Annotated in this window: 19 protein-coding genes; 10 read left to right on the top strand and 9 right to left on the bottom strand. The window is 72.0% G+C overall.

Going from position 1 to position 20420, the window contains the following annotated elements:
* Positions 1-42: 42 nt before the first annotated feature.
* Both DEI97_RS01190 and DEI97_RS01185 read right to left on the bottom strand, forming a co-directional pair.
* On the bottom strand, positions 43-693 hold the full coding sequence (locus DEI97_RS01190; protein ID WP_111075165.1) for a GntR family transcriptional regulator: 651 nt from the start codon (positions 691-693) through the stop codon (positions 43-45).
* A gap of 12 nt (positions 694-705) precedes the next feature.
* A complete protein-coding gene (locus DEI97_RS01185; protein WP_111075166.1) occupies positions 706-2850 on the bottom strand; it encodes an MMPL family transporter in 2145 nt (714 codons plus the stop codon).
* An 87-nt stretch (positions 2851-2937) separates the two neighbouring features.
* On the opposite strand from DEI97_RS01185, the gene DEI97_RS01180 reads away from it, so the two are divergent.
* The gene (locus tag DEI97_RS01180; protein ID WP_111075167.1) at positions 2938-3375 is read left to right on the top strand and encodes a MarR family winged helix-turn-helix transcriptional regulator; all 438 of its coding nucleotides are present in this window, start codon (positions 2938-2940) and stop codon (positions 3373-3375) included.
* A 55-nt stretch (positions 3376-3430) separates the two neighbouring features.
* Positions 3431-4441, top strand: a complete 1011-nt coding sequence (locus DEI97_RS01175; RefSeq protein ID WP_111075168.1) for an LCP family protein — start codon at positions 3431-3433, stop codon at positions 4439-4441.
* 57 nt (positions 4442-4498) lie between these two features.
* Here the strand turns inward: DEI97_RS01175 and DEI97_RS01170 are convergent, their stop codons facing one another.
* The 5 genes from DEI97_RS01170 to DEI97_RS01150 form a co-directional block, all read right to left on the bottom strand.
* On the bottom strand, positions 4499-5185 hold the full coding sequence (locus DEI97_RS01170) for a LysM peptidoglycan-binding domain-containing protein (protein WP_111075285.1): 687 nt from the start codon (positions 5183-5185) through the stop codon (positions 4499-4501).
* A gap of 335 nt (positions 5186-5520) precedes the next feature.
* Positions 5521-6672: a 23S rRNA (uracil(747)-C(5))-methyltransferase RlmC gene (gene rlmC, locus DEI97_RS01165; RefSeq protein ID WP_111075169.1), complete on the bottom strand. Its 1152-nt coding sequence runs from the start codon at positions 6670-6672 to the stop codon at positions 5521-5523.
* A 17-nt stretch (positions 6673-6689) separates the two neighbouring features.
* Positions 6690-7592 (bottom strand): SMP-30/gluconolactonase/LRE family protein, encoded by a 903-nt coding sequence (locus DEI97_RS01160; protein WP_258376725.1) that lies wholly within the window; start codon positions 7590-7592, stop codon positions 6690-6692.
* A gap of 86 nt (positions 7593-7678) precedes the next feature.
* Complete coding sequence (locus tag DEI97_RS01155) at positions 7679-8302, bottom strand: DedA family protein (RefSeq protein WP_111075171.1); 624 nt, start codon at positions 8300-8302, stop codon at positions 7679-7681.
* A gap of 94 nt (positions 8303-8396) precedes the next feature.
* Positions 8397-9149 (bottom strand): SDR family oxidoreductase, encoded by a 753-nt coding sequence (locus DEI97_RS01150; RefSeq protein WP_111075172.1) that lies wholly within the window; start codon positions 9147-9149, stop codon positions 8397-8399.
* A gap of 51 nt (positions 9150-9200) precedes the next feature.
* Here DEI97_RS01150 and DEI97_RS01145 point away from each other — a divergent pair, with 51 nt between their 5' ends.
* From DEI97_RS01145 to DEI97_RS01110, 8 genes are all read left to right on the top strand, one after another.
* A complete protein-coding gene (locus tag DEI97_RS01145) occupies positions 9201-10019 on the top strand; it encodes an SDR family NAD(P)-dependent oxidoreductase (RefSeq protein WP_111075173.1) in 819 nt (272 codons plus the stop codon).
* A gap of 163 nt (positions 10020-10182) precedes the next feature.
* Complete coding sequence (locus DEI97_RS01140) at positions 10183-13053, top strand: Na+/H+ antiporter subunit A (RefSeq protein WP_111075174.1); 2871 nt, start codon at positions 10183-10185, stop codon at positions 13051-13053.
* Positions 13050-13559 carry a Na(+)/H(+) antiporter subunit C gene (locus DEI97_RS01135; RefSeq protein ID WP_111075175.1) on the top strand — a complete coding sequence of 170 codons (510 nt, stop codon included), beginning with the start codon at positions 13050-13052 and terminating at the stop codon, positions 13557-13559. Before DEI97_RS01140 ends, DEI97_RS01135 begins: the two co-directional genes overlap by 4 nt.
* On the top strand, positions 13556-15289 hold the full coding sequence (locus DEI97_RS01130; RefSeq protein ID WP_111075176.1) for a Na+/H+ antiporter subunit D: 1734 nt from the start codon (positions 13556-13558) through the stop codon (positions 15287-15289). Before DEI97_RS01135 ends, DEI97_RS01130 begins: the two co-directional genes overlap by 4 nt.
* Positions 15286-15867 (top strand): Na+/H+ antiporter subunit E, encoded by a 582-nt coding sequence (locus tag DEI97_RS01125; RefSeq protein WP_111075177.1) that lies wholly within the window; start codon positions 15286-15288, stop codon positions 15865-15867. Before DEI97_RS01130 ends, DEI97_RS01125 begins: the two co-directional genes overlap by 4 nt.
* Entirely contained in the window at positions 15864-16274 is a 411-nt protein-coding gene (locus tag DEI97_RS01120) for an MrpF/PhaF family protein (RefSeq protein WP_181439275.1), read from the top strand. Before DEI97_RS01125 ends, DEI97_RS01120 begins: the two co-directional genes overlap by 4 nt.
* Entirely contained in the window at positions 16271-16633 is a 363-nt protein-coding gene (gene mnhG / locus DEI97_RS01115) for a monovalent cation/H(+) antiporter subunit G (protein ID WP_111075178.1), read from the top strand. Before DEI97_RS01120 ends, mnhG begins: the two co-directional genes overlap by 4 nt.
* A gap of 73 nt (positions 16634-16706) precedes the next feature.
* Complete coding sequence (locus DEI97_RS01110; RefSeq protein WP_111075179.1) at positions 16707-17924, top strand: ATP-binding protein; 1218 nt, start codon at positions 16707-16709, stop codon at positions 17922-17924.
* A 12-nt stretch (positions 17925-17936) separates the two neighbouring features.
* On the opposite strand, the gene DEI97_RS01105 is transcribed toward DEI97_RS01110, so the two are convergent.
* Both DEI97_RS01105 and mgrA read right to left on the bottom strand, forming a co-directional pair.
* Positions 17937-19160, bottom strand: a complete 1224-nt coding sequence (locus DEI97_RS01105) for an MFS transporter (RefSeq protein ID WP_111075180.1) — start codon at positions 19158-19160, stop codon at positions 17937-17939.
* 167 nt (positions 19161-19327) lie between these two features.
* The gene (gene mgrA / locus DEI97_RS01100) at positions 19328-20371 is read right to left on the bottom strand and encodes an L-glyceraldehyde 3-phosphate reductase (RefSeq protein ID WP_111075181.1); all 1044 of its coding nucleotides are present in this window, start codon (positions 20369-20371) and stop codon (positions 19328-19330) included.
* Positions 20372-20420 lie beyond the last annotated feature (49 nt).

Raw genomic sequence — 20420 nt, 5'->3', positions numbered from 1 at the left:
CCGCTCGGTGCCCGCCGCTCAGCTCCGCTCGGTGCTCACGTCTCAGCTCCGCTCGGGCAGCAGGTGCACGGCCTCCATGGCCAGCTCGGCGGCGATCGGGTCCTTCGCACGCACCGCGTCACGGAGGTCCGCGATCCGGGGTGTGACGACGTCCACGGGCACGACCTCGGCGATCTCGGGCACGCGGAGCTTGAACGACAGCCCGTCGGTCGTCGCCTTGCAGAGCTGCGCGAGCGAGGCGTTGCCGCACGCGTCCGCCCACATCGCGTAGACGTCGGCGCCGTCGTGCGCCAGGGCTGCCTGCTCGCCCTTGCCGAGTTGTGTGAGCACCTGGTCGAGCGTCGCCACGACCCGGCGGCGCTCGGCGTCGGTGAAGCGCGGGACCGCCAGCCGGACGACACCGCCGTAGATCACGCCGAGGGTCTGGTACGCGTCGAGCAGCTCGGTCTTGGTGGGGGCGGCGACCCGGGTGTACCGGTTCGGCGCCATCTCGACCAGTCCGGCGCGGGCCAGTTCGGCGAGCGCTTCGCGGATCGGGGTGCGGGAGACACCGAGCCAGGCGATCAGGTCGTCGTCGTTGAGGCGTTCGCCGGGCTCCAGGGTGCCGTCCATGATCGCGTCGCGGATCTTGTCCTGGACGGTGTCACGGAGGAGCTTGCGCTCGGCGGCCGGCTGCGTGGAGGGTACGGGCATGCGCTCAGCGTGTCACATGTCACGCGGTCGGCGCGAGAGGCGCGACGGCCACCAGGCCCGACGACCGAGGTCGAGCACGAGCGCCGGGACGAGCAGGGACCGGACCACCACGGTGTCGAGCAGCACCCCGAACGCGACGACGAAGGCGATCTGCACGAGGAACAGGATCGGGATCACCCCGAGGGCCGCGAAGGTGGCGGCGAGCACGACCCCCGCAGAGGTGATCACCCCACCGGTGGCCCCGAGCCCGCGCAGGACGCCCTCGCGCGGACCGTGGCGGAGCGTCTCTTCCCGCACCCGGGTCATGAGGAAGATGTTGTAGTCCACGCCGAGCGCCACCAGGAACACGAACGAGAACAGCGGCACCGACGGGTCGGCTCCGGGGAAGTGGAACAGGTGGTCGAAGACGAGCGCGCCGACGCCGAGTGCGGCCGCGAAGGACACGATGACGCTGCCGATGAGGACGAGCGGTGTCACGATGCTCCGGAGCAGCAGCATCAGGATGAGCAGGATCACGCCCAGGACGACGGGGATGATCAGGGTGCGGTCGCGGATGCCGGTGTCGTTCGTGTCGATCGCGGTCGCGGTGACGCCACCCACGCGGGCACCGGGGTCGACCCGTTCGACCGCGGTGCGGAGCTGCCGGACGGTCCGCTCGGCCGCGGCGGAGTCGGCCGGGTCGGCGAGGGTCGCCTCGAGGAGCACCTGGCCGCGTGACACGGTCGGGTCGGCAGCCGGGGCGCCGGTGGCAGTGCCGGTCGTCGTGCCGGCGGCGTCCGCGCCGACCGGAGTGGTGCCGGAGGGTGCGTCCTTCGCGGCCGCGGTGACGCCGTCGACCCCGTCCACCCCGGTGACCGCGTCGGCGAGACGGTCGATCCGGTCCGCGTCGCCGAGCACGAGCGCCGGGCTGCCGGAGCCGCCGGGGAAGTGGTCCGCCAGCACGGTCTGGCCGTCGCGGGCCTGCGACTGCCCGATCACCAGGTCGCTCTGCGGCACCCCGTCAGCGCGCAGCCCGAGCAGGCCCGTGCTCATCGCCAGGAGCCCGACCGTGCAGACGATCCAGACCAACCGGGAGCGCCGCCCGACGAGCCGGCCCACCCGGGCCCAGAGTCCCCGGGCGTCCGGGCCGGTGAGCACCGGGTGGGCGCTGCCGAACGCGGGACGCAGCGGCCAGAACGCGGCACGCCGGAAGCAGAGGAGGAGCGCGGGCAGCAGGGTGAGGGCGGCGAGCACGCTGAAGGCGATGCCGATCGCCGCGACCGGGCCGAGCGCCTTGTTCGAGTTGAGGTCCGACAGCAGCAGGCACAGCACGCCGACGATGACCGTGCCGCCCGAGGCGATGATCGGCTCGAGGCTGCCGCGGAGTGCTGCCTTGGTGGCGTCCCACCCGGTGCGGTGGTCGCGGAGGGCCTCGCGGTACCGGGACGTGTAGAGGAGCGCGTAGTCGGTCGCGGCCCCGATCACCAGGATCGAGAGGATGCCCTGCACCTGCCCGTTCACGGTGACGACGCCGGCCTTCGCCAGTGCCCAGACGACCAGGATCGACGCGGTCAGGGCGAACACTGCGGTGGCGAGCACCAGGAACGGCAGCAGCGGCGAGCGGTAGACCACGATGAGGATGACGAGCACCGCGAGGAGCGCAACCCCGAGCAGCAGGCCGTCGATGCCCGCGAATGCCTCGGTGAGGTCGGCGGTGAAGCCCGCCGGACCCGTGACGTACCCGCGCAGCCCGTCCGGCAGGGCGTCGTCCACGTCCGCCCGGATCGCTGCGACCGCGTCCCCGGTCTCGGCCGAGGCGGTCAGCGTGGCGACGACCTCGACCGCGTCCCCGTCCCGGCTCGGGATCACCGGGCTGACCTGGTCGACGTCGTCCCGGTCCCCGAGCGCCTCGGCGATCCGGTCAGCGGCGGCGGTGTCGGCGGACGTCAGCCCGCCGTCCCGCTCGAGCACGACGATGGCCGGCGCCCCGCTGGCGTCCCGGAAGGCACTGCTGCGGTCCTGTACCGCGGTGGCGTCGGCGGAGGCCGGCAGGAACGAGGTCTGGTCGTTCGTCGAGACCTCGGAGATCCGCCCGAAGAAGGGGCCGCCGACCGAGGCGACGACCAGCCAGACGAGGATGACGAGGGCGGGGATCGCGATGCGGAGGGAGCGGGGCACGACGGCGAGCGTACACCGATCGTCAGCATGCTGAACACTTTGCGGCACACCGCGGTCGGGTGGACTGCTCCACCGTAGACTCGGGGCATGGAGGACCAGTCCGCGCAGTGGCCGATCGGACGCCTGCTCGCCGCTGCGTCCCGCGCCGTCGAACGCGAGTGGGACGAGCGTCTCCGGGCCATCGGGCTGCAGCACGCCGCCCTCATCGCGCTCGACATCGCCCTCCGCACCGGACCGACCAGCGCCGACGTCATCGCCCGCACCGCCCGCGTCCAGCCCCAGACGATGTCGCGCACCCTCGAGCGCCTGGAGCGCGACGGGATGATCGAGCGCAGTCCCCACCCAGAGGACGGCCGTCGGCGACTCGTCACCGTGACCGAGCACGGGCGCCGGATGTGGGACACCGCGCGGCACATCGAGCGCGAGGTCCTGCCGGACGACCCGGAGCTCCGCGCCCGGCTCGGCGCGATCGTGGCCGGCGTGCGGCGGTCCGATCCCGACGAGGTACTTGCACCTGATATGTGAGATGTGTCACCCTGGGTGAGTCGGTGACCAGGCCGGCCTGCCCCCAGGGAGTCCCATGTCCGGCCGTCGTGCCCTCGCCCGGAGCCACCGCCGGCGCCCCGTCCGTCGCGCGCTGCTGATCGCCGTCGGGCTGCTCACGCTCGTGACGATCGTCCTCGCCGTGGTCGTCAGCGCGTTCATCGGTGGCCTGGCACACCGCTACGACGCAGGGCGGACCGTCATCGACTCCCCGTTCCCGACGGGTGCGCGCCCGAGCGCCACCGGAGGCGCTGTGAACGTCCTGCTCATCGGCTCGGACTCCCGTGCCCGACTCGACCCGGACCACGACGGCGCAGCAGGCGGCCGTGCGGACGTGCTGATGCTCGCGCACCTGTCAGCGGATCGCCGGCAGGTCTCCCTGATCTCGATCCTCCGCGACTCCTGGGTCGACGTCCCCGGCCACGGCACCGCGAAGATCAACGCCGCGTACTCCTGGGGCGGTGTCGCCCTCACGGTGCAGACCGTCGAACAGCTCCTCGACGTCCGGGTCGACCACGTGGCCGAGATGGACTTCGCGGGCCTCGCCGACATGACCGACGCGCTGGGAGGCGTCACCGTCGACTCGTCGACCGCGTTCGACGCCCGGGGGCACCACTTCACGGTCGGCCCCAACCGCATGGACGGCGACACAGCCCTCGCCTTCGTGCGCGAACGGTACGCCTTCGCCGACGCCGACCACACCCGGGTGCGGAACCAGCAGGCGTTCATGCGCGCGGTCGTCCAACGGGTCGTCTCCCAGGACACCCTGACGAGCCCGGAGACGATCCAGCGGTTCGTGTCCTCGAGCAGCGAGTACCTCGCCGTGGACCCGGGCCTGGACTTCTCGGCACTCGTCCGGCTGGGGTGGTCCCTCCGCGACTTCCGGGCCGCCGGACTGTCCACCACGACGCTGCCGTCGGCCGGTGGCGGCACGAGCGACGACGGGCAGTCCTACGTCCGGATCGACCGGTCGGCCGTCTCCAGCCTGACGATCGCGCTCCGCTCCGACGACGTGTCCGGCTGGCTCGCGACCCACGCCGCCGGATGACGAAGCGCCCCACGACCGAGGTCGTGGGGCGCTTCCGATCGGCGCGAGACGCGGTCGTCAGGCCGGGAGCTGCAGGGTCTGTCCTGCGTAGATGAGGTTCGCGTCGTCGACGGTCGACGTGTTCGCCGCCCACAGCTGCTTCCAGCCGCCCTCGACGCCGAGCTTCGTCGCGATGGTGTCGAGCGTGTCGCCCGAGGCCACCTTGTAGGTCTTGCCGCTGGTCGGGACGGCGGCCGGCTTGGTCGCGGTCGCCGACGGGGCCGGCGTGCTCGCGACGGCCTTCGGGGCCGTGGCCTGCGGTGCCGGAGCCGCCTGACGGGTCGGTGCCGCCGGGGCCGCCGCCTGCGGAGCCGGTGCCGGTGCCGCCGGCTGGGCGACGGGTGCCGGGGCCGCGCCGCTCGTGCCGCTCAGGCCGAGCTTCGCGGAGCAGGCGGGCCAGGCGCCCCAGCCCTGCGAGGCGAGGACGTTCTCGGCCACGGCGATCTGCGTCGAACGGCTCGCGCCGGCCGGGCTGCCCGTGCCGCCGTTGGCGGTCCAGGTGCTCTGCGTGAACTGCAGTCCGCCGTAGTAGCCGTTGCCGGTGTTCGCGGCCCAGTTGCCGCTGGACTCGCAGGCCGCCAGGGCGTCCCAGGTCGAGCCGTCGGCCGCGCTGGCCGGTGCAGCCGCGAGACCGACGCCCGTTGCGGCGATGCCAGCGAAGGCGAGTCCGCCGACGAGGGCGCGAGTTCGGGTGTGGTTCTTCATGTCGTTGCTCCACCGGGGTCGCGTCGTCGTTCCCGACGTCGGCTGCCCACCCCGACCGATCGCGGTCAGTCTGATGGTGTCGCCGGGGGCAGCCTCCGCGCCGGCGTCACGGTGGGCCACCATAGGAAACTCACGCTCGTTATCAAACTGAGACCAACGGTTCTACCCAGTAGTGCTATGTACCCCAGACCGACCCTGTACGTCGCGATGCCCATGGGCGCGGCGATCGCACGTACCCGGGTACACGACCTTCCGAGTTCCCTGGCAATCGTGGATCCGGCGACCCGACGACGGACGGGAGGCGCGGGGCGGGCCCGCACCGCGCCTCCCGTCCGTCAGGCCCGCGACAGCAGCGTGACGGCCTCGAGGTGCCCCGTCTGCGGGAACATGTCGAGCACGCGGACGCGCCGCAGCCGGAACGAGGGCATCACCGCGAGGTCGCGGGCGAGCGTCACCGGGTTGCAGCTGGAGTAGACGACGTGCCGGACCTCGGACCTCTCGAACCAGCCCGCGAGCTCGGCGCCGATGCCGCGCCGCGGCGGGTTGACGACGACGAGTTCCGGGGCGGTACCGGGGCGGGCACGCAGCGCGTGGGCGGTGGCGTCGTCGGCGGCGAAGCGGACGTCGGTCAGGCCGGCCTCGCGGGCGGACTGCTTCGCGGACACGATCGCCTCGCGGCTGGTCTCGATGCCGGTCACCGATCGACCCGGACGTGCGGCGTGCAGCGCGAACCCGCCGACGCCGCAGTACAGGTCCCACATCGAGGCCGGGCCGACCTCGTCGATCCACGCCGACGCCTGCGCGTACAGCTGCGTCGCGACGGACGTGTTCGTCTGGAAGAAGCTCTGCGGGCGCAGGTGCATCGTCACCGGCCCCAGGCGCATCGGCAGGGTCTGCTGCTCCGTGAGCACGACCTCCCGGTCCCCCTCGGTCACGGCCTTGTGCTCGGGCAGCAGGTTCGCGGTGACCACGACGGCCTGCGGCAGGACCCGGCGGAGCTCGCCGAGCCGGTCACGCAGGCGCGGCAACTGCCCCTCGCTGCGGAGCACGAACCGCACCATCAGCTCGCCGTCGGGCGACTCGGTGACGAGCACGTACTTCAGCTCACCACGACGCTGCCGGACGTCGTACGGCATCAGCCCGGCGGACGCGATGAAGTCGGCCAGGACCGGCAGCGCGTGCTGGATGCCCGGCGTGCAGATGCCGCAGTGCCGCAGGTCGACCCCGCGCTGCCGCTCGTCGAGGATCCCGACGGTCGGCTGCTGCACCGTGCCGCCGACGACCATCTTCGCCTTGTTGCGGTAGCCGGACTCCGGGCTGGTCACCGCCGGCAGCCACTCCACCGCCCCCGGGCCGCCGGCCGCGTCGACGGCGTCGTGCAGGAGTTCGCGGGTGCGGAGCTCCTTGTCGAGGACCTGGTCTCCGTAGGGCTGACCCATCAGGGTGCACGACCGGCAGACCCCGCGGTCGAAGTAGTCGCACTGCATGGCCGAGTCAGGATACGTCAGCGGCGGGCGGCGTCCCGGGTGGTGGTCCGGATGCGGTGCACCGAGGTGGTCGCGGTGATGAACAGGTCGCGGCCGTCGTCGCCGCCGAAGCAGAGGTTCGCGACGGTCTCGGGCACCGGGACCACGCCGATCCGGGTGCCGTCCGGCTCGTACACGAACACCCCGACGGCGGCCGAGGTCCAGATCCGCCCGGCCTCGTCGACGCGGAGGCCGTCGGGCACGCCCTCGCCCGGGGCGAAGCGCACCAGGTCACGGCCGTTCTTCACCCGCACCCCGCGGACGCCGGGCGCAGCCGGAGCGTCCGTGACGACGTCGTAGGCGCGGATCACCGGGCGGTCGCCGTCCGAGCTCGCCACGTACAGGACCCGCTCGTCGGGCGAGAACGCCAGACCGTTCGGCTCGTCGGCGTCGAGGACGACCGGGCGCAGGTCCTCGCCGTTGGGGCCGCAGCGGAACACCCAGTGGTCGCCGTACTCCCGCTCGCCCGGGTGCCCCTCGCGCGGCTGGGTGATGCCGTAGGCCGGGTCGGTGAACCAGACGCTGCCGTCCCGGGCGACGACGACGTCGTTCGGGGAGTTGTAGGCCACCGCGCCCCACCGGGTCGTGATGGGGGTGACCACGCCGTCCCGGTCGCGCTCCACCCGTCGGCGCCCGTGCGAGCACTGCACCACCGAACCGTCGTGGTCGAGGGTCCGGCCGTTGGTGAACTCGACGCCCTGGGCGTACACCGACACCGAACCGTCGGCCGCCGACCACTGCAGGACGCGGTCCCCCGGGATGTCCGACCACCGCAGTGTCCGGGTCGTGGGGACCCAGCACGGCCCCTCGGCCCAGGTGCTGCCGGTGTGCAGGGTCTCGAGCGCGGTGGGGTCGGGGACGAGGTCGGTGAGGCTCGGCACGGGTGCTCCTTCGGACGGTGCGACCACGCTAGTGCGCGGGCACCGGCCGGAGCCCAGGCCACTCGACGGACCAGGCCATCGCCGGATCAGACCGCCGCGGCCGCCGCCTCGCTGCGTCGCCGCACGGCCTTCTCGATCGCCGAGATCCCCAGGCCGAGCAGGACCGACGCCACGACCGCGAGCACGGTCACGAGGAACGGCTGCTCCCGGCTCCAGTGTCCGGTCGCTGCGGCGATCCCGACGCAGTACGCGGCCCACACGACGTCGGCGAGCGCGCAGCTGAGCAGGAACCGACGGACGTCGAGCCCGCTGTCGGCGCCGACCAGGTTCGTCGTCAGCCGACCCATCGGGATGAAGCGCCCGAGGACCGCGATGCGACCCGGGGCCGCGCGGTACCGCTCGTCGATCGACTCCCGGGCCTTCCGGACCTTCGGCCGGGCGAACCAGGAGTTCGAGCCGAGGTCGACCGACCGGGCCAACCGGTAGAGCGCCAGGTCGCCGAGCACCATGCCGATCGTGGCCGCGACGACCAGGAGCAGCACCGGCAGCAGCCCACCGTCACCGCCGACCAGGAGCGTGCCGATCGCGACGACCATGGCCTGGCTGGGCAGGAAGACCGCGATGCTGCCGACGGCGAGCACGAGGCCGACGACCAGGAACGCCCACGGGGTGCCGACGAGCTGCAGCACCACCTGTTCTGCTGCGTCCACTGCTCACCCTCCGCGGCACGAGCCTGACGTGCCGCTGTCGATCATCTCAGGTCGACGAGCAGGCCGCGCGCCGGTGCGGGCCCCGGCCCGGTCGTCAGTGCTGCGACACCGGTGACAGCACGAGTTCGTCGATCCGCACGTGTGCCGGAGCGCAGAGCACGAAGCCGATCGCTCGACCGACGTCCTCGGGCGTGAGCATGACCGCCCGGGCCGCGGCGTCCGGCACGCTCGGGCGCTGCTCGAGGAAGTCCGTCGCGACGTCGCCCGGGCACAGGTGCGTGGCGCGGACGCCGTGCTGCGCCTCCTGCTGGTTGAGCGTGCGGACGACGGGACCGAGCGCGGTCTTGCTCGCCGAGTACGCCACCCCGGCTCCCGGCTGCGACGACCACCCGGCGTACGAGGACACCACGACGACGACCCCGCCGGAGCGTCGGAGCGCGGGGAGGGCCGCGTCGACGACCTGCACCACCGCGGTCAGGTTGGTGTCGATCACGGCGCGGAGGTCCGTCATGCTCTGGTCGTCCCAGCGCCGCCGCGGCGAGTTCAGCCCGGCGGACAGCACGAGTCCGTCGATCCGCCCGTGGCGTTCGAGGAGGGTGTCCCGGGCCGCGGTCACGGCCTCGGGGTCGGTGGCGTCGAGGGGCAGGACGTCCGCGGTGCCGCCCTCGGCGCGGATGCCGGCGGCGACCGCCTCGAGACGCTCGGTGCGACGGCCGCTGAGGACGAGCCTCCAGCCCGACCGGGCCGCCGCCTGCGCGGCCGCAGCCCCCATGCCGCTGCCACCGCCGGTGACCCAGAGGACGCGGTCGTCCGTCGTGCTCCGGTCTGCTGTGCGCTCGTCCGTCATGGGTGGGACAGTAGACGCGTCGGCGTCGACGGACGCCCCGAAGGAGCGACGATGCACCTCGACCTCAGCGACCGGGTGGTGGTCGTCACCGGCGGCGCCCGCGGGATCGGCCGGACCATCGCGGAGCGGTTCCGACGGGAGGGCGCGCACGTGGTCGCGCTCGACCTGGCCGCGGCGCTCGACGACCGCGCGGCGGACGAGCAGCCGGGAGGCCCGCCCACCGTCCCCGACGGCGCACACGCTGTCGGGGCCCACGCGCTCGAGGTGCTCGCCTGCGACGTCACCGACCCGGCGTCGGTGCGCGCCGCCGTCGACGCGGTCGTCGCCCGGCACGGCACGGTCGACGTCCTCGTCAACAACGCCGGCATCAACGTCGAGGGTCGGGTGGCGGACCTGGAGTGGGACGCGTGGCGCCGGTGCATGGACGTGAACCTCGGCGGCACCTTCCTCATGAGCCAGGCGGTGGCGCCCGTGATGCAGCGGGCGGGACGCGGCCGGATCATCAACGCGGCGTCCTTCGCGGCGATCGTGCCGAGCGTCGGCAGTGCGGCGTACGCGGCGTCGAAGGCGGCCGTCGTGCAGTTCACCCGGGTCCTGGCGTCCGAGCTCGGGCCGTGGGGCATCACCGTGAACGCGTACGCGCCGGGAATGGTGCCGACCGCGATGAACGGCTTCGCGACCATGCCGACCGCCGACCAGGACCGGCTGCTCGACACCCTGTCGATCCGGCGGTGGGAGACCCCGGACGACGTCGCGGACGTGCTGCTGTTCCTGGCGAGCGACCTGGCGGGGTACGTGACGGGGACGCTGCTCGACGTGTCCGGCGGCAAGCTCGCCACCCAGATCCCGTCGCGCGCGTACGAGGAATGAACCGGGCCGGGCAGTCCTGCCGGCGAGCGGGCAGAGTCGGAGGCAGTCTGGTCCATCGCGACGGACCCTGTCCGCTCGCACAGGATCTGCCCATGCGGCTCTCCGTAGGCTGTGAGGTGCCAAGAGAGCCGGACTGCAGCCCGACCCCCGAGGAGGTGCCCCTGTGTTCACCGTCCTCATCGCGTTCGGCGTCATCGCACTCGTCGTCCCCGCACTCACTCCCCTGCTGGGGCGTCGCGTCTTCTTCGTCGCCGCCCTCGCACCCGCCGCCGCCGCGGTCCTCACGCTGACCCAGACCGCTCCGGCGCTCGGTGACGGCGTCACGGAACGCGTCCGCTGGATCCCGCAGCTCGCCCTCGACCTGGCGTTCCGGGTGGACGCCCTGTCCTGGGTGCTCGCCCTCGTGGTCACCGTGGTGGGTGCGCTCGTGCTGGTCTACTGCGCCTCGTACTTCGCCGACGACGAGCCGGGTCTCGGTCGGTTCGCCAGCGTCCTGACCGCGTTCGCCGGGTCGATGTACGGCCTGGTGATCGCCGACGACGTCATCGTGCTCTTCGTCCTGTGGGAAGCCACGACGGTCTTCTCCTACCTGCTCATCGGGCACGACGCCGTGAAGCGTGCGAGCCGGGCCGCGGCCATGCAGGCGCTCGTCGTCACCACGGCCGGCGGACTCGCGATGCTCGCCGGGCTCGTCGTCATCTCGGTCGCGGCCGGCACGACCTCGCTCTCCGGCATCATCGCCGCGCCCCCGACCGGCACGGCGGTCACGGTCTCGGTGGTCCTCGTCCTGGTCGGCGCGCTGACCAAGTCGGCGATCGTGCCGTTCCACTTCTGGCTGCCCGCCGCGATGGCCGCGCCGACCCCGGTGAGCGCGTACCTGCACGCCGCCGCGATGGTGAAGGCCGGCATCTACCTGGTCGCCCGCCTGGCCCCGGCGTTCGCGCTGCTCGACGGGTGGCGCGAGACCATCACGGTGCTCGGCGTGCTCGGCATGCTCGTCGGCGGGTACCGGGCGCTCCGGCAGACCGACCTCAAGCTGCTGCTGGCGTACGGCACGGTCGCCCAGCTCGGGTTCCTCGTGCTCGCCGCGGGCTGGGGCGTGCCGGAGATCGCCCTCGGCGGGGTCGTCCTGCTCGTCGCCCACGCCACGTTCAAGTCCACGCTGTTCCTGGTCGTCGGCACGGTCGACCACGTCAGCGGCACCCGGGACCTCTGGAAGCTCAGCGGGGTCGGTCGACGACTGCCCGGGCTGGCGGTCGTCGCGGTGCTCGCCCTCGCGTCGATGGCCGGGATCCCGCCGCTCATCGGCTTCGTCGCGAAGGAAGCGGTGCTCGGCGGCTTCCTCGAGGAACTGCACGGCACCGACGCCGGCTGGGCCTGGGTCGCACTCGTCGGCGTGACCGTCGGGTCGGTCCTGACCGTGGCGTACTCGTGCCGGTTCTTCTGGGGCACCTTCGCCCGGAAGTCCGGGGTCGCCCAGACCGAGCCCCACGCGCTGCACGGGCTCTGGGTCGTCCCCACCGTCCTCGGCGTCGCGGGGCTCGTGCTCGGCCTCGCCACCCCGTTCGTCGCGCACGGGTTCGAGTCCGCCGCCACGGCCGCACGGCACGGCAGCGCCGAGGTCCCGCACCTGGCGCTCTGGCACGGGTTCGAGCCGGCGCTCGGCATCTCCGCCCTGACCCTGGTCGGCGGTGGCGTCCTGTTCCTGCTCCGTACCCGGGTCGAGGCCGTCCAGCACCGCCTGGCCGGGTCGCCGTCCGCCTCCGCCAACTACCGACGGCTGATGCGCGGCCTCGACCGTTTCGCGACCTGGCTGACCGCCAGCCTGCAGCGCGGTTCGCTGCCCTACTACCTGACCGTGATCCTGTCGGTGTTCGTCGCCGGTGCCCTGGCGAACCTCGTCGTCGGCGGTCCCTGGGCGTTCCACATCCGCTTCGCCGACACCTGGGGCCAGCTGCCCGTCGTCGTCGTGATGGCGATGGCCGCGATCGCCGTCCTCGCCGCGAAGACCCGGTTCGCCGCCGCCGTCCTGGTCGGGGTCACCGGGTACGGCACCGCGATCCTGTTCCTGCTGCACGGCGCCGTCGACCTCGCGCTCACCCAGCTCGTGGTCGAGACCGTCACGCTCATCGCGTTCGTCCTGGTGCTGCGCCGGCTGCCCCCGCGGATCGGCACCGCGAACCCGTCGCGCTTCCGGGTGCTCCGCGCACTGTTCGCCGCGCTCGCGGGGCTGACCCTGGCGATCGTGGTCGTCGTCGCCGCGTCCGCGCGCACCGCCGAGCCGCTCTGGCCGGACCTGCCGGCGCTGACCAGCTCGTTCGGGCACGGCCTCAACGTCGTCAACGTCGCCCTGGTCGACCTCCGCGGTTGGGACACCCTCGGCGAGCTGACCGTCGTCGTCGCTGCGGCGACCGGCGTCGCGAGCCTGATCTTCGTCCGCTCCCGCGAGGACACCCTGCCCCGGCTCCGGGACATGCCGTCCTCGGTCGCGAGCGGAGACGACCGGGCCGACGGTGAGCCGCGCGCCTGGCTGCCGACCAGCGCGGCGATCCCGACCGGACGCTCGGCACTGCTCGACATCGTCGTCCGTCTGCTGTTCCACGGCCTCGTCGTGCTGTCGGTGTACCTGCTCTTCGCCGGTCACAACTCGGCCGGTGGTGGCTTCGCCGGTGGCCTGGTCGCCGGCATCGCCCTCGCTGCCCGCTACCTGGCCGGCGGCCCGGCGGAGCTCGGGGCCGCGGCACCGATCCGTGCCGGTCGACTGCTCGGGCTCGGCGTCGCCACCGCCGGCATCACCGCGATCACGCCGATGTTCTTCGGCAAGGACGCGCTCTACTCCGAGTTCTTCGAGGCCACCGTCCCCGTCCTCGGCCACGTCGAGTTCGTCACCGCCACGTTCTTCGACATCGGCGTGTACCTGGTCGTCGTCGGACTCGTGCTCGACGTGCTCCGCTCGCTCGGGGCCGAGGTCGACCGCCAGCGCCTCGAGGACCGCCGCGTCCCCACCGCCGACACCCTGGAGGGACCCGCATGACCGTCACCCTCGTCCTCGTCATCGCGATGGCCGTGCTGTTCTCGTGCGGCGTCTACCTGCTCCTCGAACGCTCCCTGACCCGGATGCTGCTCGGCTTCCTGCTGCTCGGCAACGCCCTGAACCTGCTGCTCCTGACGATGTCCGGCGCCGCGGGCAACCCGCCGATCGGCAAGACGGCGGACGGCATCACCGACCCGCTGCCCCAGGCGTTCGCCCTCACCGCGATCGTCATCACCTTCGCGGTCAGTGCGTTCCTGCTGGCCCTGATCCACCGCTCGTGGCGGCTGTCCCGCGCCGACGAGGTCCAGGTGGACGAGGCCGACGTCGCGATCCGCACCGACCGCCAGGACCCCGCCGACGACGACCCCGAGCTCGCCGAGGACGACAGCCCGAGGCGGCACGACCCGAAGTCCCCCGAGGACGCCGACGACCCGCACGAGACGACACCGCACGACACCGCACCGCACACCGCCCCGCACGAGACCGAGAGCAGGCCCCGCACGTGACCTTCCTCGTCCCGCTCCTGGTCCTCGTCCCGCTGCTCGGTGCCGCCGTCGCCCTCGGGCTCCTCCGCCACCAGCAGCTGCAGCGCGCCATCACGGTCGCGGTGCTCGTCATCGCCGTCGCGGTCGCGGTCACGCTGATGGTCCTGGTCGACCGGCACGGCACGATCGTCGTGCAGGTCGGCGGCTGGCAGGCGCCGTACGGCATCTCGCTCGTGGTCGACCGGTTGAGCGCCCTGCTCCTGACGGTGTCGAGCTCGGTGCTGCTCGTCGTCCTGCTGTTCTCGATCGGTCAGGGCCTGGCCGACGACGACGAGGACGCCCCGGTCACGATCTTCTACCCGACGTACCTGGTGCTGGCGGCGGGCGTGCTCGACTCGTTCATCGCCGGTGACCTGTTCAACCTCTACGTCGCGTTCGAGATGCTGCTCGTGGCGAGCTACGTGCTCATCACCGTCGGCGGCAGCGTGCAGCGGGTCCGCGCCGGCACGACGTACATCGTCACGAGCCTCATCGCGTCGTCGATCTTCCTCGCCGCGATCGGCCTGGTCTACGGTGCGACCGGCACCGTGAACATCGCGCAGATCAGCCAGCGGGTGGCCGAGCTGCCGGACCACGTCCAGCTGCTGCTGCACACCATGCTGCTCATCGGGTTCGGCATCAAGGCCGCCGTGTTCCCGCTGGCGTTCTGGCTGCCCGACTCGTACCCGACCGCCCCGGCCCCGGTCACCGCGGTGTTCGCGGGTCTGCTCACGAAGGTCGGCATCTACGCGATCATCCGGCTCGAGACGATCATCTTCCCCGGCCCACAGCTCAACGGGGTCCTGCTCGTCGTCGCCGTCCTGACGATGGTGGTCGGGGTGCTCGGCGCGGTGTCGCAGACCGACGTGAAACGGCTGCTGTCCTTCACGCTCATCAGCCACATCGGGTTCATGGTGATGGGCATCGGGCTCGGGTCGGTGGTCGGCACCGCGGCCGCGGTGTTCTACACGGTGCACCACATCGTCGTGCAGACCACCCTGTTCCTGGTCTCCGGGCTGATGGAACGGGTCGGCGGCACCACGTCCACGCGCTCGCTCGGCGGCCTGCTCAAGGCGGCTCCCCTGCTCGCGGCGCTCTACCTGATCCCGGCGTTCAACCTCGGTGGCATCCCGCCGTTCTCCGGCTTCATCGGCAAGCTCGGGCTGTTCCGCGCCGCAGCCGAGGACGGCTCCCCACTCGCCTACGTGACGATCGGTGCCGGAGTCGTGACGAGCCTCCTGACCCTGTACGCCCTGATGCGCGTCTGGGACGCGGCCTTCTGGCGGCCCAAGCCGGCCGCCGAGGCCGCCGCCCCGCACGCCAGCGTCGCCGAGCCGCACGAGCACCTGCGCGCGCCGGAACCCGCGCCCGTCACGGTCCCCGAGACGGAGGCCGACGGTCGGACAGGAGGCTCGTCCGACTCCGGTACGCCGGCTGCGGTCGTCCGCGCCCCGGCTGGCGACGGCTCGGTCGCGACGCTCGACGACCCGACACGGTCGGACGCCCACCGCCACGGCAACGCACCGACCAACGACGAGGCACGGGCGAAGCTGCCGCCGATGCTCGTCGCGGTGACCACGATCGCCGTGCTCGGTTCGGTGGCCCTGACGGTCCTGGCCGGCCCCCTCTACGGCTACGCGACGCGGGCGGCCGAGTCGCTCGAGTCCCCCGACCGGTACGTGCAGGCCGTCCTGGGCGGTGCGACCCGATGAGCGACGTCAAGCGGTTCACGAACGCCCGTCGGATGGCGCTGGCGTGGCGGTACGACGTGCCGCTCGTGCTCGGGCTCACCGTCCTGTGGGCGCTGCTCTGGGGCAGCTGGACCCCGCTGACGCTGCTGTGCGGGGTCGTCGTCGCCCTGCTCGTCACCCAGTCGCTGCCGCTGCCGCCGGTGCCGCTGTCCGCCCGGTTCTCGGTCGTGCACGTCCTCTGGTTCCTGCTCGTCTGGGCCGGGTACGTCGTGGTCGCCTCCTTCCGGGTCGCCTGGGTCGCGATCCGGCCGCGCGGGGTCCGGAAGAGCTCGATCGTCCTGGTCCAGTTGCACACCACGTCGGAGATGACCTTCACCCTGTCCACCATCGCGATCTCGCTCGTCCCCGGCTCCTACGTCATCGACGAGGACCTGCGCCGCCGACGCCTGCTGCTGCACGTGCTCGACACCGAACGGGTCGAGCAGGTCGACGACGCCCGCCGGGAGGCCATGCGCATCGAGGCCCTCGTGATCCGGGCGATCGGCTCCGCGCAGGACGTCTCCGAGCTGTCCGAGCCGCTGCCCGAGGTCGTCCGGTGAGCGCCGCCGTGATCGTCCTGGCCGTCGGGATCGCCCTGGTCCTGGCCTTGCTCGGTGCCACCCTCGTGCTGGCGGTCGGGAGGATCGTCCGCGGGCCGACGATCCTCGACCGGATGATCGGGTCGGACATGGTGCTCACCACCGTCCTGCTCGTCATCGCCGCCGCGATCGTCGTACGGCAGGACCCGAGCGCCGTGCCGGTCCTGGTCGTGATCGCCGCCACGAGCGTCTTCGCGACCGTCGCCGTCGCCCGCGCCGTCACCCCGTCGACCGACCCCGAGGACGAGGGCATGGACGCCACCACCCCCGAGCACGCCGCCGAGGCCGCCGACGAGGCCACGGTCGCCGGGCAGGCGGACGACGCACACGCCACCGACGAGGGCCACACCGCAGGAGGCCAGCGATGACCGAGATGACCGACATGCTGCAGGCGTTCCTCGACGACGCCGGCATCCGGGCGTGGATCGCGCTCGGCCTGCTGCTCGTCGGCGCCGGGCTGTCACTCGGTGCGGCGATCGGCATCGTCCGCTTCCCCGACCCGCTGGTCCGACTGCACGCGATGTCGAAGCCGCAGGTGCTCGGGCTGGCCTGCTGCCTGGCGGCCGTCGTCGTCGCGGTGTGGACCTGGTCCGTGCTGTGGATGGTGATCCCGGCGATGGTGTTCCAGCTCGCACTCGTGCCGGTGTCCACGCACATGATCGCCCGCGCAGGCCTGCGCTCGGGCGACTACCGGCATGAGGACCTGCTGGTCGACGACACCGAGTGACGCCGGTTTTGGCAGTTGTGATTGTTTTATGAGCCATAGATAAAGCGCTCTAAAGTCACTAACCTGGGTCGCGATGGACAGCATCAGGAACCCGTACACGCCGAACGCGGGAGCGACACCCGAGATCATCGCGGGACGAGCAGAGCAGACGAGGTCCTTCACCGTCCTCCTCGAGCGCCTCGCGCGCGGACGGACGGAACAGTCGATGATCATGACCGGCCTCCGAGGGGTCGGCAAGACAGTCCTGTTGAACGAGTTCGCAGACCTCGCCCGTCAGGCTCGTTGGGAAGTCGTGGAGATCGAAGCGAGCAAGCGGGGTGACGATCGCTTCCGTCAGATGATCGCGTCCTCCCTGCGGTCGGCGCTTCTCCAGATCTCGCCGCGCAAGAGGTGGGGGGAACGAGCGCAGCGGGCAGCCGAGGTACTCACCGCGTTCTCCGTCAACGTCACGAACGAGGGGTCCTGGGCTCTGACGTGGGACGTCGAGGCTGCTGAGGGTCTCGGCGACCACGGGGACCTCGCACTCGACCTCACCGACGTGCTCGTCGCAGTCGGAGAAGCGGCCAGGGAGAAGGAACGAGGGGTCGCGATCCTCATCGACGAGGTCCAGTTCCTCAACCAGGCGCAGCTCGAGGCGCTCATCCAGGCCATGCACAAGACCGTGCAGCGCAAGCTCCCGGTGACGTTCGTCGGTGCAGGGCTCCCACAGATCGCCGAACTCGCAGGCGATGCGAAGTCCTACGCGGAACGGTTGTTCCGGTTCCCCATGATCGATTCCCTCGGCGACGACGACGCACGCGAGGCACTGATCGCCCCAGCCGAACGTGAAGGCGTGGCATTCGAACCGGCCGCTGTCGCCGAGGCGCTCGCCATCACGAAGGGCTACCCCTACTTCATCCAGGAGCTCGGATACCAGGCGTGGGAGATCGCGGAAGGCGGGAGCATCACCGCAGATGACGTCTCAACCGCCAAGGAGGCGTACCTGGCGAAGCTCGACTCGTCGTTCTTCCGCGTCCGCCTCGACCGAGCGACGCCACTGCAGACCGCTTACATGCGCGCAATGGCGGAGCTGGGTCCGGAGGCCCAGAAAGCATCTGAAGTCGCGCGCGTCATGCTCCGCGAGTCGACACAGTTGGGCCCCACCCGGGCCGAACTGATCGACATGGGCCTGCTGTTCACACCGGAGCACGGGTACGCGGCCTTCACCGTCCCGGATTTCGACCAGTTCATGCTCCGCGCCATCCCGGATCTGATCGTTCCTGAGGTCCGTCGCCGCCCTCGGCCGAGCTGAACGAACCTCCCGTCAGCGCAGCGCGTCGCGACGGGACAGCACCAGGTTGACCGCACCCGCCAGCACGACGACGGCGGCCGAGAACGCCGGGAACGCCATCGCGGCCGGGGTGCCGGCGCGTTCGGCGACCTCGCCGACGACCGCACTGGCGATCGACTGTCCGACGATGACCGCCGAACCGAGGATGGTCATCGTGGTCGCCGAGCGGCCCACCGGCGACCGGTCGGACCCCAGGCTGTACTGGGTGACCAGGGTGGGGCCGATGCCGATCCCCATCACGGCGAGGACGATCCCGACCGCCAGCACGGAGCTCGCGCTGGCGAAGACGATCGCCGACCCGAGCAGCACGACACCGAAGAGCAGCCACCGCCAGCCGAGCCGGAAGGCCCGGGGGAACGCCGCCGAACCGAGCGCGAGACCGGCCGAGCCGATGCCCATCAGGCCGTAGAGCAGCCCGGCTCGCGAGGACCCGCCGTGGTCGGCCATGAACGCCGTCAGCGCGGTCAGCGTCGAGCCGAAGAAGAACCCGATGCCGAGGATGCCGACGACCACCACCACGAGTCGGGGCCGCAGCAGCTGGCGCGCCGGAGCCGGACGCGGGTCGGACGCGTGCCCGAGGGTCAGCCGACCGGTCGGGTGCAGGGCGAACGCCGTGACGAAGACGAACGTCAGGACCGAGGCGCCGGCGACGGCGACCCACGGCGCGATGGCGCTCGCCAGGACGCCGACCAGGAACGGTCCGACGATGAAGACGGTCTCGTCGGCGGCGGACTCGTACGCCATCGTTCCGCTGAGCACACGCTCGTGCCGCTTCGGTTCCATCCGGTTCCGGATGATGGCGACGAGCCGGGTGCGGGACATCGGCGCGACCTGCGGCGCACTCGCCCCGATGAGGAACGACATCGCCAGGACGGCCAGGTCGGGGGCGCTGCTCTGCACGACGAACGGCAGCGCACCGAGCAGCACCGCGTTGGCCAGGCCGACGGGCACGAGCACGGCGCGCTGCCCGTACTTGTCGGCTGCGGCACCGACGAGCGGCCCGAACAGCGCGGAGCCGATGCCGACCGAGGCCGAGTTGATGCCACCGAGGGCGACCGAGTCACGTGCGGCGACGACGAGCGTCAGCACGCCGACGACCATCATCGCGAAGGGCAGTCGCGCCACGAAGGCGATGGGGAAGTAGGACCGCCCGGCGAGGGCGATCAGGGAAGCGCCGGAGGAACGCGCCTGGAGCATGGTGGGGGTGTGCCTTCTCGGCCCACTCGTGTGGAGCGGACCCATCGGGTGCCGCCGCTGTCCGCCGGGGTGCCGGCGTCCGGTAGATACACGGTTGTTGCTGGATTGCGTTTCCAGGGTACCCGCCGGACGCACGGCGCATCCAGGGACCGGCGCCGGGCCTCCCGTCAGGAGACCTCGCCGGAGCGGGCACCCGCCCAGAGGTCGACGTCGGTGATCCCGATGCTGTGCTCGTCGATGGTGCGGAGCTCGTCGTCCGAGAACGACGTGTTCGCGAGCGCGGCGACGTTGTCCTCGAGCTGCTCCACCCGGGAGGCGCCGATCACCAGGGACGTGACGCGCTCGTCCCGCAGGGCCCACGCCAGGGCGAGCTGCGCCATCGTCTGTCCGCGGGACTCGGCCACGGCGTTGAGTGCGCGCAGGTGCTCGACGACCTCGGGGGTGATCGAGGACGGGTCGAGCGACTTCCCGGCCGCGGCGCGGGAGCCCTCGGGCACGCCGTCCAGGTACTTGCCGGTGAGCAGGCCCTGCGCCAGGGCGGTGAACCCGATCACGCCGAAGCCCAGTTCGCCCGCCGCGTCGAGCAGCCCCTCGGTCTCGATCCAGCGGTTCAGCATCGAGTAGGACGGCTGGTGGATGAGGAGCGGTGTGCCGAGGTCGCGGAGGATCGCGGCGGCCTGGCGGGTGCGCTCGGCGTCGTAGGACGAGATCCCGACGTACAGCGCCTTGCCCTGCTGGACGGCGGTGTGCAGGGCGCCCATCGTCTCCTCGAGCGGGGTGGAGGAGTCGAGCCGGTGCGAGTAGAACACGTCGACGTAGTCCAGGCCGGTGCGGCGCAGCGACTGGTCGAGCGAGGCGAGGACGTACTTGCGGGAGCCGCCGCCCTGGCCGTAGGGGCCGGGCCACATGTCCCAGCCGGCCTTCGTCGAGACGACCATCTCGTCGCGGTAGGGCGCGAAGTCCTCGCGCATGAGCTTGCCGAAGTTCAGCTCGGCGGCACCGTAGGGCGGGCCGTAGTTGTTCGCCAGGTCGTGGTGGGTGATGCCGAGGTCGAATGCGCGGCGGCTCACCGCACGCTGGGTCTCGAACGGGACGTCGTCGCCGAAGTTGTGCCAGTAGCCGAGGGAGAGCAGCGGCAGGTCCAGGCCCGAGTGCCCGGTCCGCCGGTAGGTCATCGAGTCGTAGCGGTCGTCGGCCGCGGTGTAGGTCATGGACCCGAGCCTGCCACGGCGCTACCGTGGGTCGCACCGACGAGGGAGC

The organism is Curtobacterium sp. MCLR17_032 (assembly GCF_003234795.2).
GTDB lineage: Bacteria > Actinomycetota > Actinomycetes > Actinomycetales > Microbacteriaceae > Curtobacterium.
This window is presented reverse-complemented; position numbering and strand designations above follow the sequence as displayed.

Bases quoted from the DNA above. Each gene is read 5' to 3' on its own strand.
- DEI97_RS01190 (WP_111075165.1), bottom strand. From the start codon at position 693: ATGCCCGTACCCTCCACGCAGCCGGCCGCCGAGCGCAAGCTCCTCCGT.
- DEI97_RS01180 (WP_111075167.1), top strand. From the start codon at position 2,938: ATGGAGGACCAGTCCGCGCAGTGGCCGATCGGACGCCTGCTCGCCGCT.
- DEI97_RS01175 (WP_111075168.1), top strand. From the start codon at position 3,431: ATGTCCGGCCGTCGTGCCCTCGCCCGGAGCCACCGCCGGCGCCCCGTC.
- DEI97_RS01170 (WP_111075285.1), bottom strand. From the start codon at position 5,185: ATGAAGAACCACACCCGAACTCGCGCCCTCGTCGGCGGACTCGCCTTC.
- rlmC (WP_111075169.1), bottom strand. From the start codon at position 6,672: ATGCAGTGCGACTACTTCGACCGCGGGGTCTGCCGGTCGTGCACCCTG.
- DEI97_RS01150 (WP_111075172.1), bottom strand. From the start codon at position 9,149: ATGACGGACGAGCGCACAGCAGACCGGAGCACGACGGACGACCGCGTC.
- DEI97_RS01145 (WP_111075173.1), top strand. From the start codon at position 9,201: ATGCACCTCGACCTCAGCGACCGGGTGGTGGTCGTCACCGGCGGCGCC.
- DEI97_RS01135 (WP_111075175.1), top strand. From the start codon at position 13,050: ATGACCGTCACCCTCGTCCTCGTCATCGCGATGGCCGTGCTGTTCTCG.
- DEI97_RS01125 (WP_111075177.1), top strand. From the start codon at position 15,286: ATGAGCGACGTCAAGCGGTTCACGAACGCCCGTCGGATGGCGCTGGCG.
- mnhG (WP_111075178.1), top strand. From the start codon at position 16,271: ATGACCGAGATGACCGACATGCTGCAGGCGTTCCTCGACGACGCCGGC.
- DEI97_RS01110 (WP_111075179.1), top strand. From the start codon at position 16,707: ATGGACAGCATCAGGAACCCGTACACGCCGAACGCGGGAGCGACACCC.
- DEI97_RS01105 (WP_111075180.1), bottom strand. From the start codon at position 19,160: ATGCTCCAGGCGCGTTCCTCCGGCGCTTCCCTGATCGCCCTCGCCGGG.
- mgrA (WP_111075181.1), bottom strand. From the start codon at position 20,371: ATGACCTACACCGCGGCCGACGACCGCTACGACTCGATGACCTACCGG.